We start from the raw sequence: 12,688 nt of genomic DNA on the forward strand, positions 1-12,688 counted from the left end.
TCACTCCTGCTCGGAACGCACGCGGGTGGTGCGCTTGGACTCGATCTGGGCCATCTCCTTGAGCACGTCGGCCATCCGGTCGCGGACCCGGTGCGTGCCCGCGCCGTCGTCCTCGACCAGGCGGGCGAGGTGGGCGGCGGTCTCGGTGTTGCCGTGCTCCTTGGCCAGGTCGATGGCGCGGCCCAGCCGGTCGGTGGCGCGCGGGAGGTCACCGGCCTGGTGCGCGTCGACGCCCTCGCGCACGAGGTCGGCCATCCGCTGCTGGCCGGTGAAGTGGGCGACCTGGGGGCTGATGCGGGTGGACAGCACCGGGTCGTCGGTCCAGAACGCGCGGACGCGGTGCTCGGTGGACTGCTGGTCGCCGACGGCCATGCAGACCCTGGCCGCGACCAAGCCCTCCCCCACCTCGCCCGTGTCGACCTCTATGGACAAGTGGAAGTCGCGCGTTTCGGCTGCCCAGTGCCCGGTGGGGTAATCACGCACGCGTGGGCTGATGACGCTGCCGCGGTCAGTTAGGTCAACGATGCGAGGGAAGACCTGCTTGAGGAACCGCAACCGGGCGTGGGCTGGGGTCCATAGCCGCAAGGTCACATCGACCGCAGCAGTGCCCATCAGCTTCTCGGTGATCTCCTTGAACTCCGCCGCCAGTGCGGCCGCGTCCGGGAGACCACGCACGGAGCCGTGCAAGGTGTCGGCGATGCGCTCGAGAGTGCGGGCCTGCCAACCACCTTCGCCGACACCGCGGGCGTCGCAGGTGAACTTGCCTTCGCAGGACGTCACTGTCTCGTAGAACTGCTCGGTGGTCTCATGCTCGTTGCGGCCGTCGGTTAGCAGTACCGCGTGCCGGATGGGTGCTCTGGTGGAGGCGAACAACTGCTCGGCCAGCCGCAACCAGGTGCCGATCGCGGTACCGCCACCGGCCACGAGTCTGCCCACGGCCTCGCGAGCCTTCTTACGACTAGAAGGCGTGGCTTCGGCGAGGGTCTGGGTGGTCGGGTAGACCATGGTGGCGATCTCGGTGCCCGCGACGATGGCGAACGCCACCCCGTCGGGCAGGGCGGCGACGACCGCGTTGACCGCCAGCTTGGCCTGGGCGATCTTGTTGCCGGACATGGAGCCGGAGGTGTCGATCATGATGACCCGGGCCAGGCCCCGGTCGACGCCGGGGTCGCCCAGGGTGTCGCCGGTGAGGGTGACCGAGACGACCGCGTCCATGGTGCGCGCGCCCAGCGGCAGGTACTCGTTCTGGTCGACGTGGACCTCGAAGTCGAGGGTCATGCCGGTCCTCCTCCGGTCGCGGTGATCGCGGCGACGGTGACGTTGTCGTGGCCACCCGCGGCCAGCGCGCGGCCGAGCAGCGTGCGGGTGACCGAGGCGGGTGAGCCGAGGTGGTCGGCGGGGGCGACCAGCCCGGCGTCGAGGTAGCGGGAGAGGCCGTCGCTGCAGACCAGGACGAGGCCGGGCTCCGGTGGGGTGAAGCGGCGCACCTGGGCGCTGATCGGGCCCGCGTCGGCGCCCAGCCAGCGCTCCAGGGCGTGGACGCCGGGTTCGGTCATGCGCGGGTCCTCGATGCCGACCCCTTGGGCGATGAGCCTGCCCGCAGCCGAGTCGTCGATGGTGAGCCTGCGCATGCCTGTTGGGCCTGCCCAGTAGGCGGGGCTGTCACCGACCCAACCGACGGTGACGTCATCAGCGGTAACGAGGGCGGAGACGTAGGTGCAGCAGGGCGGGTTCTTGTCAGAGGGGTCGCCGAGAAGCGCTGCAGCGTCAGCGGCCGAACATGCTGCTGCTGTTGTCGCCGCTATAGGTTCGTCTCCACGCGCTACGGCAGCCAGCAACTCCGCTAGCCCTGCCTCTGCTGCCCGGATCGCGGCGAATTCCGACCCCGGTGCCGAGGCGACTCCATCACACACGACGGCCGCGGCGACGTCGCCGAGCATCCCTATGGCTACCGCGTCCTCGTTGCGCTCCCGGCGCCTGCCTCGATCTGTGATGGCAGCGACCTTGTCGAGGTCCAAGGCCGGTCGTTCGGTGGAGAACTCGATCCGCGGCGCGACGGCGGGCAAGGCGTACTGGTCGCGGCCGCAGTCCTCGCAGAACCGCCACCCGGGCTGCAGGGTGGCACCGCAGTGGCCGCAAGACGCCGTCACATCGGTGGGCATGGGTCAGACCATCGTCTTCGGTCGGACCTCGTTGGCGCGGTCGACGAGTCTGGACCGCACGTCCCGGTCGGTGGTGAGCTTCGCCAGCGCCCGGTAGGAGCGTTCCAGCCGGGCGCGCAGCCGGGTCTCCTCGTCGACGTTCTCATCGGTCGGCAGCGGCGCGGAGCCCGCGAGGGCGAGCAGCGCCGCGCCGTGGACCTCGATGTCGAGTCGGGCAAGGCGTTCAGCGTCGAGGGTGAGCGCGTCGAGTCGGGAGATCGCCTTAGGTAGCTCTGCCGGATCGCCTACCTGGGTGCGGATGGCAGCAATCCGGGCAGCAGTGTGGTGGGTGGAACTTTCAGGCACATCGTCGAGAACCTCGACGGCGCTGTTGAGCTCGCCGCTCGTGCTGAGCGTGCGGGCAAGACCGAACGCGGCACTGACGTAGGAGCGGTCGGTGTTCCACACCCGCCCATAGAGGTCGAGCGCGCGTTCAATGTCTTTGTGCCACTCAAGCGCTGCTGCCAACGCCAACTTGGGTGCGAGCTCGCCGGGGAGCGCTGCGTACACGGCCTCGAAATGGGTCACCGCCGCCGCGTCGTCTTCATCGGCGAAGGCGGCGACACCCAGGTACCACTCAGTGCGCCAGTCGCCCGGACGTGCGGTGGTGAACTCATCGAGCACGGTTCGCGCCGAGGCGACGTCACCGGCGACGATGTGCGCGTCGGCTAGGCGCAGCAGCAGTTCCGGGGTGCGTTCTCCGGCGCTGAGCAGAGTCTCGATGAGTCGATCCGGGGCGACGCTGCCCAGGGTCGCGAGGAAGCCCGCGGCGGAGTCGGCGGGGTCGACCAGCGGGCTGGGCAACGCGCCCGGCACTTCCGCCCACGACACGGGCGGGACGTCTTCGGCCGCGACGACACCGGTTCCCGTGCCGAACACCCTGCGCTCGCGGGTGAACAAGGTCGAGACGGTGCCGCGCGGCTCATCCTGCTCATGGGCGAGGACCTCGGCGAGCACACCGAGCACCTGCTCGCGCATGTCTTCGGCTGTGGCGAACCGGAAGGCAGGGTCAGGGTGGGCTGCCCGGCGCAAGAGGTGGCCGAACGACTCATACGGACCGTTGAAAGGCAGGCCCGCCGGGAGGTCGTGGACGTGAGTGGTGCTGAACGCGGCGAATGGGAAGCTCAAGACGGCCATCGTGCGTCCGAGCGTGTAGAGGTCAGAGTGCTTGGTCGGCCGGTGCGCGCCGCTCTGCACCTCAGGAGCCATGAACCCCTCAGTGCCGTAAGGGTCCCGGTCACTGTCATCACGCATGACCGCGCCGAGGTCGATGAGCTTCACACGCTGATCGACCTGCATGGCGTTGTGCGGCTTGAGGTCGCAATAGACCAGGCCCCGGCGGTGTAGGTAGCCGAAAGCGGCGAGGATGTCGTCGGCATAGCGCAGCACAACAGGCACGGGTAGGGGTGCCCGCTCGCCCCGTTCGTCGCGGCTGCGCTGCAGCATCTCGTAGAGCGTGCGGCCGGGCAGGTACTCCATGACGATGTAGCCCGCGACCACGCCGGTGCGCGGATCGGTGTGCTCGACGAAGTCGTTGATCTTGACGACGTTCGGGTGGTCGACCGTGACCAAGTACTGCTTCTCCGAGGCGGCAGCCTCAACAGCGGCCGGATCATGAGAGTTGATGAGTCCCTTGAGGACTACCCAGCGCTCGGCAGTGCCATCGGCCAGGTGCAGGTCTCGGGCGAGATAGATCCACCCGAGGCCGCCGTAGGCAAGGCAACCGAGGACTTCGTAGCGTTCGACCCGGCTGCCTTTAGCCAGGTTCGGCACGTAAGAGAACGGGGTGCGGTCGCGCGGGCAGAAGCCCTCATCCAACCCGGGGTGATCTCCGCGTGGTTGCCCGACGAGTTGCTCGCACGCGGGGCAGATTCGTCTGCTGTAGGGGACCTTGGGGTCGGAAAGGATGGCATTGGCGGGGTCAGCCATCGTGAAGGGCGGCAGCGTCACCTGCTCGGAGATGGTGCCGCCGGGCCGCGTCGGTTTGCGGTTGCCGGTGGTCATCCCCCTACCGGTGAACCCGCGCCCGGTCTCGCCGCCACCTCGCGGCGGTGGCGGTGGCACGTCCGGCTTCGGCGGCGGCTCCTTGACCTGGGCACCCGTCGGGGCGATGAAGCCGCACTCGTCACACGAGCCGTCTTCCAGGTACGAGCCGCCGCAACCCGGCCGAACACACGGGGTCCGCACCGTCATCCGCGCCTCCGAATCACCGCGTTCTGATAAGTCGTCACCGCGACGGTGGCCTCTTCGAGGTCGCACGGCGCGGTCCACAGCAGCCGGTGGGCCGCGCGGTGCGCGGCGGCCAACTCCGCGCCCTCGGCCAGCCCGAGCCGCACCGCCATCGCCAAGTACACCGCCAGCCGACCGCGCAGCTCGTCGCGGCGCGCCACCAGCCCCTTGGCCTGGGCGTGCACGACGCTGAGCACCTTGGAGCCGGTGTGGATGCGCGCCTCGACCAGGTCGATCTCCTCGGCGACGCGCGACCAGTGCCCGGCGGCCGCCGCGGCCTCGAGGTCGCCGACCGCGCCGGCGGACTCCCCGACGACGTCGGCGACCACCAGCCGATCGGCCGAGACGATCTTGCGGCGGGCGTCGGCGACCACGTCGGCGGTGTCGGCGTACTCGGTGGCCAGCATCGCCAGCAGCTGCCCGGTCTCGGCGATCCGGTCGCGCAGCACGCGCACCCGGTCGACCGGGTTGGCGGCGATGACCACAGCACCGAGACCACCGTCGTGCACGCGACCTGAGGAGACGGCGGCGGCGAGCGCCGCCAAGGTGAGCAACGGCCCCTCCCCCGCGATGCCATCGCGTAAGGCGGCCAAGAGGTCTTGAGTGTGCTCGGGTGCTGATAGGACAAACACGCCGTTCTCGTCGAGGCTGTCACCGACGACATGTCCCGGAACACAGTCGAGGAGAAGGACACGGCGGGATGCCTGACTGCGCCGCACGATTCGCCGTATCTCCGCGAGCGGCAGAGCTGTCGTGGCGAGGTAGCGCCCGTCTGTGCCAACAGTCGCGAGGTGAGGTGCGCCGCCCTCTTCCGTCAAGACTCGCCCAGCGCAGTGCACCAGCAAGAGGTCTTCAGCCTCGGCGGCAGCTTGGTCGAGAACCCGAACTATCTCGGCTGCCGAGGTCGGGTCCGCCAAGACGACGCAGTGCGACAAGGCAAGCCCATCAGGTGAGGTAAGAACCGAGTGCAGGCTGCCCAGCGTAGCCGTCGCGGTCGGCATGGGGGGCAACGACTTGTAGTCGCCCACACCGATCAAGACAGCCCGCGACCGGGTCGGATCAGGTACTTGGTCGATCACCGTCTCACCTGCCCTCGTAGTCAGCGGGCGGCATGACCATCGCGCGGCCGCTGAACCACTTGTCGTAGAGCCGGGTCATCCCCTGACCGCGCATCCGCTCCAGGACGGCGTTGACCAGGCGGACCAGGTCCTCGTCGCGGTTGGCGATCGCCACGGCCGCCACGTCGACGGTGTCGACGACGCCGGGGAAGATCTCGGTGTTGGGGTCCTGGTCGCGGAAGCCCTCCAGGATCACGTCGTCGGTGGACACCGCGTCGACCTGGTGGCGCTGCAACTGCACCAGGCAGTCGGTGGTGTCCACGACCGGCACGGCGATGCCGCCGAGCTTGGTGATCCGGTCCAGGTTGATCGTGCCCGCGCCCGCGCACACGGTGCGGCCGGTGATCCCGGTGCGCGGGTCCCAGTCGCCCAGCGTGCCGCGGTAGGTGAGCAGCCCCTGGCGGGTCTGCAGGTAGGGCGCGGAGAACCGCACGCCGAAGGTGTCGACCCGCTCGCAGGTCACGCTGGCGTCGGCGATGATCAGGTCGACCTTGGCCACGTTGGTCGCGGGCGGGTACTTGCCGTTCTCGGCGGTGTTCAGCGCCAGGAACCGGTCGCGGGTCGGCATGGCGACGTACTGGATCAGGTCGGGCACCTTGGCCGGGTCGCGGTCGGGGTAGATGGCCCTGGCGATCTCGATCGCCAGGTCGGCCTCCAACCCCTCCACCGCGCCGGTGCGCAGGTTGCGCGAGCTGAGCCTGCCCGCGGTCTGGCTGACACCCACCCGCAGGCCGCGCTGCCGGATCTGGTCGATGACCCCGCCGCGCGGCAGCTTGGTCAACTCGGTGCCATCGGGTCGTAGGCTCGCTGTGGATCCCTTGCAAGCAACCGTGCGCGGCTGCGCCTGCGCGGCTTCAACCGCGGGCGGCTGGGGCTGTGGCGCGCTCGGCCGGGGCACTTCAGCACGGGGGGCCGGAGTGCAGGCCGCGACCGCGACGGTAGCGGCAACGGCGATCAGGCGGGTCCACCCGCGGCGGGTGGTCATCGGTACTCCGCGATCCGGGGCCAGAGGCCCCCGACAGCGGCCGCGGCCGCGACGGCCATCAGCACGGCCACCCCCACATCGGTCCCGGCCAGGGCGGACCTGGCGTCCACGATGGACTGGTCGACCTGCCGCGAGGCCGTGCTGATCACGTGGTCGAGGTCGACCTTGAGCTCCTCGCTCCCGGTGATGGCCTTGGCGATCTCCCCGTAGCCGGGGCGGGTCGCGGAGAAGTCCCTGGCGATCGCGGCACGCCACTGCTCGACCACCACCGCCGCCCCGTCGAGCGCGTACTGGGCCTCGGTGTCCAGCGGGGTGGCGCGCACCGCAGTGAGCTTCCCGTCGATGCGGTTCACCTGGGTGGTCAACTCGTCGAGGTCACCGACCAGGGGGAAGATCAACGCCCGGGCCTGTGCCCCGTCGAGGTTGCGGGCCTCGGCGCGGATCTCGGTCAACGGGACCAAATGGGTCCTGGACAGTTCCGCACTAGTAGCCGCGTTAGCGGCGGCGACAACCGAGGAGGCCGCGAGCCAACCGAACGCGACGAGCGTAAGAACGGTCGCGGCGACCATGCCCACGTTGAACCGCCTACGGGTTCGGCGGGCCAGGTAGCGCTGGATCATCACAAGCAGCAGAACCATCGCTAGCCCTACCGTCACGGCGAACCACGGAAACGAGTCAACGCCTGCGGGTGGGGTGGCGTCCCGGAGGTCCTTGGCCAACTCCAGCATCGTTTCCCGTGCCAGCAAGGATGCCTCGTTCAGATAAGAGGTGCCGACAGGATCAACGCGGCTGGAATAGACCCACCCGGCCTCGACCAAACCTGTGTAGACGGGCAGCAAGGACGATAGGACGGCTAAGCGTTCGGCCGTGGTGAGAGCGCCGTTGGCCAGGTAGGCCCGCCGAGCCGCACTGGTGAGTTCGTTGATTCGGGATGTCGACGCCACCTCAGGCACTGCCTTAGTGGCGTAATCCAACGCGGCCGCCGCGGCGACGATGTCGTCGCGGAACGCCTGCTGCTGCACCGCCACCTGCTCACCACTGACCAGGACCACCGAGAACGACGTGGCGTCCGCGTCCGCCAATGCCCGGTAGATCTCACCGGCCGCGGCGTTCACCGCTCCCCTGCGCTCGGCGAGATCGGTGAGCAGGTCGGCGCGCTGCCCGATGCTCAGCACCCCGACCAGGCCAGCCACCCCCGCGGCGGCCAGCACCGCGGCCACGATGAGGGTCAGCTTCCCCTCGGTACGCCGGAAGTGCGCGGCGACGACCGACCGCCAGGCCACGTACGCCCCGCCCCCTCCCCCAGTACGCCCCTTGCCCTACCTCCGCGTAATCGCTCGGGCACGGCGACACCGTTATCGCAGCACAACCGGGGCCACCCGATCGGACGCTTGGACAGCTGATGGCGATTTCCCGCTACCCTCGACCGGCCTGTCCATCCGGCGGCCCCGGCTCCGACGTCCCGGTCGCCAGGCCACGCGACGGGCGCGGCCGCTGGTTCACCGGACGAGGAGCACGACCATGAAGTACATGCTGCTGGCCTACACCAACCGGGACGCGTGGGAGGCCACCACGCGGGAGTGGACGGCGACCGGGCAGATGCCCGCCGAGGTCGCCGCGGCCTGCGAGTTCTTCGCCGAACTCGGCCAGGAACTGGTCGCCTCCGGCGAGTTCGTCGGCGCGGAGGGCCTCGCCGACCCGGCGCACAGCCGCACCGTGCGGCCCTCGGCCGGGGCCCCGGTCGCCACCGAGGGGCCGTTCGCGGAGGCCAAGGAGGTGCTGGTCAGCTACGGCATCGTCGACTGCGCCACCCCGGAGCGGGCGGCCGAGATCGCCGCCAAGATCGTCTCGGGCACCGGCGACACCGTGGAGATCCGACCGCTGATGACCCCAACCGGCGAGCTGTAGCGCCTGCCGTGGACACAGCCCTCGCGCGGTCACTCGTACCGCACGTACTTGGCGCTGTCGTGCGCCGGTACGGGCATTTCGACGCCGCCGAGGACGCCGTCCAAGAGGCTCTTATCGCCGCGCACGCCCAGTGGCCGGTAGAGGGAACACCGGCTGACCCGAAAGCGTGGCTGATCCGGGTCGCGGCGCGCAGGCTGGTCGACAGCCTGCGCGCCGAGCAGGCCCGCAAGCGCCGGGAAGAGACCGTGGCCGCCTGGGCCGACCGCGAAGAGGTCCCCGTGCCGGACACCGACGACACCCTGACGCTGCTGTTCCTGTGCTGCCACCCGGCGCTACCGCGCGACGCCCAAGTGCCGTTGACACTGCGCGCGGTCGCCGGACTCACCACCGCCGAGATCGCGCGCGCGTTCCTGGTCCCCGAACCGACCATGGCCAAGCGGATCACCCGTGCCAAGCACCGCATCCGCGACCACGGCGGCCGCTTCGCCGAACCCGGTTCGCTCGAGGCGGTGCTGCAGGTGCTCTACCTGGTGTTCACCGAGGGCCACACCGGCCGCGCGGACCTGGCCGCCGAGGCGATCCGGCTCACCGAGCACGTGCACCGGTCGCGCCCGGCGGACGCCGAGGTGACCGGGCTGCTGGCGCTGATGCTGCTCACCGACTCCCGCCGCGCGGCGCGGGCGACGGCGGCTGGGGCGCTGGTGCCGCTGGCCGAGCAGGACCGCGGGCGGTGGGACCGGGCGCTGATCGCCCGCGGGACGGCGCTGGCCGAGGTCGCACTCACCCGGGGCCGGGTGTTCGGCCAGTACGCGCTGCAGGCGGCCATCGCCGCCGTGCACGCCGAGGCCGGGGACGCGCGCGACACCGACTGGCCGCAGATCCTCGCGCTCTACCACCTGCTGGAGCAGGTCACCGACAACCCGGTGGTGACGCTCAACCGGGCGGTGGCCACGGCGATGGTGCACGGGCCCGGAGCGGGACTGGAGTTGACCGAGGGGCTAGCCGAGCGGCTGGCGACCAACCACCGGCTCGCCGCGGTGCGCGCGCATCTGCTGGAACTGGCGGGCGAGCCTGCCTCCGCGCGAGAGCACTACCTGACCGCGGCACGACAAACAACGAGCACACCCGAACGGGAGTACCTACTGGGTAGAGCCGCCCGGCTGAGATGACCTTGCCGGGATGAACGATCACCGCGTCGTAAAGTCGGAACCGCGAATACCCCGTTCGTGAAGCGATCGGGAGAATTCGCCCACCTCGCTGTGACGGCAGAACTGCTGCCGCTGGAGAACTGCCGCAGGGAAGTGCCACCCGGAACTCGGGCGGGAATACCGTCCCTACCCGGCTGGGCGGACCAGCCGGGTAGGGAAAAGCATCAGCCGGAGAAGGTGGCCTTCCTCACCTTCGCGCGGCTCTTCGCCTTCGTCGGCGCGGGCTCGGGCTCCGGCTCGGCGTGCGCGACCTCGAAAGCGTCGACGACAGCCGAGGGGATGCGGCCGCGCTCGGAGATGTCGTGGCCGTTGCGCCGAGCCCAGTCGCGAATGGCCTTGGTCTGCTCCTTGCTGCGGCCCTCACCGGCGGGCTTGCCCGGCGCGATGGGTCGCTTGACCCGGCCACCGGTCCGGCGCGCGGCGGCGACGTAATCGGCCAGTTCGCCGCGCAGCCGCTCGGCGTTGGACTCGTTCAGGTCGATCTCGTAGTTGACGCCGTCCAGGCTGAACTCGACGGAACGGATGTCCTCGCCGCTGGAGCCGTCGAGGTCGTCGTAGAGCTGGACAATGGTTTTCTGAGCCATTCGGGGCACCTCATCGCACAAACTGGTCAGCTTGGGTTGCTGTGGAAGTTAGCAGCCCAAAGGACCGGGCGCGGAGCGACCCGGGCGCTGTCCACTCCGGGCACTCCGATGTAGACGCCCCGGTGGCCGACCCGGGGGCACCGAACCGGACCGGGGAACGACTCGGGGAGAACGCCGCGGCCCCCCGGGGTGAACCCGGGGGGCCGCGGTGGAACGCTTGCGCGCCAGCCGGTTCAGGCCTCGATGTCGGCGAGGGTGTTCCAGAACATCAGCTCGTAGCCCTGCAGGAGCCTGCCGTAGCCGATGGCGCGGCCGGGGGTCCAGCCGTCGTCGAGCGCCTGCTGCAGCGCGATCGGGTAGAGCGCCTCCAACTCCGGGACCGGGGTGGCGAAGAAGTCGAAGAACCCGGTGCCGGTCTCGTCGAAGCCGTAGTGCTCGCGCAGCCCGGCGGAGATCGTCGCGCAATAGCCGCCCCAGGCGGCGAAGTTGGCCAGGATCGCCAGCAGCGCGTCCCGCGGGTTGCCGTTGAGGGCGAGCCACGCCAGGTAGGCCGGGTAGGCCTGGCACCCCGGTCGGGGTTCGTAGTCGCGGATCGCGTCCTCGTCGAGCCCGCACGCCGCGGCGAAGTCACCGAGCTTGGCCAGCGCCAACCCCTCGCCGGAGGCCAGCGAGCTGAACACCTCGCGCGCGGCCGGGTCGACGGCCTGGGCGGCCAGCGTCAGGAAGGTGCGCCAGTCGCTGGCGATGATCCGGTGCTGCTCGGCGGCCAGCGCGGCGAGCGCGGCCAGCGGCGCCGACCCGGCCGCGACGGCCGGGACGAACCGGTTGTCGTGCTCACCGGGCAACAGCTCCCGCTGCACCCGTTCCAACAGTTCCTTGCCCGACTCACCCATCGCCGACCTCCCTGCGCGCCTGCGGACCCGGGCCCACCCTAGATCATCTCCGGGCCCCGGTCAGCCGCGCGGCGCGGCCCGCCTTGCGGCCGCCGCACAGCAATGGTCTAGACCTTGACGCCGGTTGGCCCATCGGCTTAGGTGATTTTCGACCCCCTGCTCCCTGCGGCCGGTGGGTCGGACCCCTGCACGCCCACCCCGTCCCCGGTGGGCCCCAAAGGAGTGATCACGTGTCGAGAAACCGCATCATCGCGGCGGCGATCGCGGTGGCGACGGTGGGTGGGTTGGCGTTCCTGCTGCCGACCGTCACCGCCTCAGCCGCCGACTGCGCGCCCGCGTGGAGCAGCGCGACCGTCTACACCGGCGGCAAGGCCGCCTCGTACAACGGGCACAACTGGTCGGCCAAGTGGTGGACCCAGAACGAGACCCCCGGCCAGGCCCAGGTGTGGGCCGACCAGGGCACCTGCGGCGGCACCACGCCGACGACGACCACCCGGCCGACCACCACCACGATCACCACCACGACCCGGCCGACCACGCCGACCACCGGGCCCGACGGCTGCCTGCACCCGGACTGGGTCCAGGGCAAGCAGTACAAGACCGGCGACGTCGTCCGCTTCACCGACGGCAAGTACTACATCGCCGAGCACGACAACCCGGGCTACAGCCCGGTGGTGAGCACCTGGTACTGGGACCCGTACAACTGCGGCGGCACGCCGACCACGACGAACCCGACCAGCACCACGCCGACCACCACCACCCGGCCCACGACGACGACCAGCACCCCGAACACCGGGTTCGTCGTCACCGAGGCGCAGTTCAACCAGATGTTCCCCAGCCGGAACACCTTCTACACCTACAAGGGCCTCACCGACGCGCTGGCGGCCTACCCCGGCTTCGCCAACACCGGCACGGACACCACCAAGCGCCAAGAGGCGGCGGCGTTCCTGGCCAACGTCAACCACGAGACCGGCGGGTTGGTCTACATCAAGGAGATCAACGAGGCCAACTACCCGCACTACTGCGACGCCACCCAGCCCTACGGCTGCCCGGCCGGTCAGGCGGCGTACTACGGCCGCGGCCCGATCCAGCTGAGCTGGAACTTCAACTACAAGGCCGCCGGTGACGCGCTGGGCATCGACCTGCTCGGCAACCCGTTCCTGGTTGAGCGCGACCCGGCCGTGGCGTGGAAGACCGCGCTCTGGTACTGGAACACCCAGAAGGGCCCCGGCACGATGACCCCGCACGACGCGATGGTCAACGGCCGCGGTTTCGGCGAGACGATCCGCAGCATCAACGGCGCGCTGGAGTGCAACGGCGGCAACCCGGCGCAGGTGCAGAGCCGGATCAACGCCTACCAGCGGTTCACCCAGTTGTTGGGCACCACGCCCGGCTCGAACCTGAGCTGCTGACCCACCGTGTCGCGGGGGCGGTCGCCGGGTCACCTGGTGCCGCCCCCGCGACACGTTCGGCCTAACGTGACGATCACCGGTCGAGTCGTGTCGCGGGGCCGAATCCCGCTATGCCACTCTGTCCGAGTGGTCGATTCCGCCGCGTCCGCC

At 70.2% G+C, this 12,688-nt stretch carries 11 protein-coding genes; 3 read left to right on the top strand and 8 right to left on the bottom strand.

Features of this window, described 5'->3' with window-relative positions; genetic code table 11:
* The 6 genes from LV75_RS07470 to LV75_RS07495 are packed head-to-tail and all read right to left on the bottom strand — an operon-like array spanning window position 1 to window position 7,816.
* On the bottom strand, window positions 1-1,278 hold the full coding sequence (locus tag LV75_RS07470; RefSeq protein WP_253886051.1) for a vWA domain-containing protein: 1,278 nt from the start codon (window positions 1,276-1,278) through the stop codon (window positions 1-3).
* Window positions 1,275-2,162, bottom strand: a complete 888-nt coding sequence (locus tag LV75_RS07475; protein WP_253886052.1) for a PP2C family protein-serine/threonine phosphatase — start codon at window positions 2,160-2,162, stop codon at window positions 1,275-1,277. The genes LV75_RS07470 and LV75_RS07475 overlap by 4 nt, the downstream gene beginning before the upstream one ends.
* 3 nt (window positions 2,163-2,165) lie before the next feature.
* The gene (locus LV75_RS07480) at window positions 2,166-4,394 is read right to left on the bottom strand and encodes a serine/threonine-protein kinase (protein ID WP_253886053.1); all 2,229 of its coding nucleotides are present in this window, start codon (window positions 4,392-4,394) and stop codon (window positions 2,166-2,168) included.
* A complete protein-coding gene (locus tag LV75_RS07485) occupies window positions 4,391-5,509 on the bottom strand; it encodes a caspase family protein (RefSeq protein ID WP_253886054.1) in 1,119 nt (372 codons plus the stop codon). Before LV75_RS07485 ends, LV75_RS07480 begins: the two co-directional genes overlap by 4 nt.
* Before the next feature lie 4 nt (window positions 5,510-5,513).
* Entirely contained in the window at window positions 5,514-6,533 is a 1,020-nt protein-coding gene (locus LV75_RS07490; RefSeq protein ID WP_253886055.1) for a transporter substrate-binding domain-containing protein, read from the bottom strand.
* Window positions 6,530-7,816 carry a GlnX family signal transduction membrane protein gene (locus tag LV75_RS07495; RefSeq protein ID WP_253886056.1) on the bottom strand — a complete coding sequence of 429 codons (1,287 nt, stop codon included), beginning with the start codon at window positions 7,814-7,816 and terminating at the stop codon, window positions 6,530-6,532. The genes LV75_RS07490 and LV75_RS07495 overlap by 4 nt, the downstream gene beginning before the upstream one ends.
* A gap of 238 nt (window positions 7,817-8,054) precedes the next feature.
* On the opposite strand from LV75_RS07495, the gene LV75_RS07500 reads away from it, so the two are divergent.
* Window positions 8,055-8,441 (top strand): YciI family protein, encoded by a 387-nt coding sequence (locus tag LV75_RS07500; protein WP_253886057.1) that lies wholly within the window; start codon window positions 8,055-8,057, stop codon window positions 8,439-8,441.
* A gap of 8 nt (window positions 8,442-8,449) precedes the next feature.
* Window positions 8,450-9,610 (top strand): RNA polymerase sigma factor, encoded by a 1,161-nt coding sequence (locus LV75_RS07505; RefSeq protein WP_253886058.1) that lies wholly within the window; start codon window positions 8,450-8,452, stop codon window positions 9,608-9,610.
* 203 nt (window positions 9,611-9,813) lie between these two features.
* On the opposite strand, the gene LV75_RS07510 is transcribed toward LV75_RS07505, so the two are convergent.
* Both LV75_RS07510 and LV75_RS07515 read right to left on the bottom strand, forming a co-directional pair.
* Window positions 9,814-10,233, bottom strand: coding sequence for a histone-like nucleoid-structuring protein Lsr2 (locus LV75_RS07510; RefSeq protein WP_253886059.1), 420 nt, complete (start codon window positions 10,231-10,233; stop codon window positions 9,814-9,816).
* 233 nt (window positions 10,234-10,466) lie between these two features.
* Window positions 10,467-11,126, bottom strand: coding sequence for a thiaminase II/PqqC family protein (locus tag LV75_RS07515; RefSeq protein ID WP_253886060.1), 660 nt, complete (start codon window positions 11,124-11,126; stop codon window positions 10,467-10,469).
* A gap of 230 nt (window positions 11,127-11,356) precedes the next feature.
* Here LV75_RS07515 and LV75_RS07520 point away from each other — a divergent pair, with 230 nt between their 5' ends.
* Window positions 11,357-12,538 carry a glycoside hydrolase family 19 protein gene (locus LV75_RS07520; protein WP_253886061.1) on the top strand — a complete coding sequence of 394 codons (1,182 nt, stop codon included), beginning with the start codon at window positions 11,357-11,359 and terminating at the stop codon, window positions 12,536-12,538.
* Window positions 12,539-12,688: the final 150 nt, after the last annotated feature.

It is taken from the genome of Actinokineospora diospyrosa, from assembly GCF_024171925.1.
GTDB classification, from domain to species: Bacteria; Actinomycetota; Actinomycetes; order Mycobacteriales; family Pseudonocardiaceae; genus Actinokineospora; species Actinokineospora diospyrosa.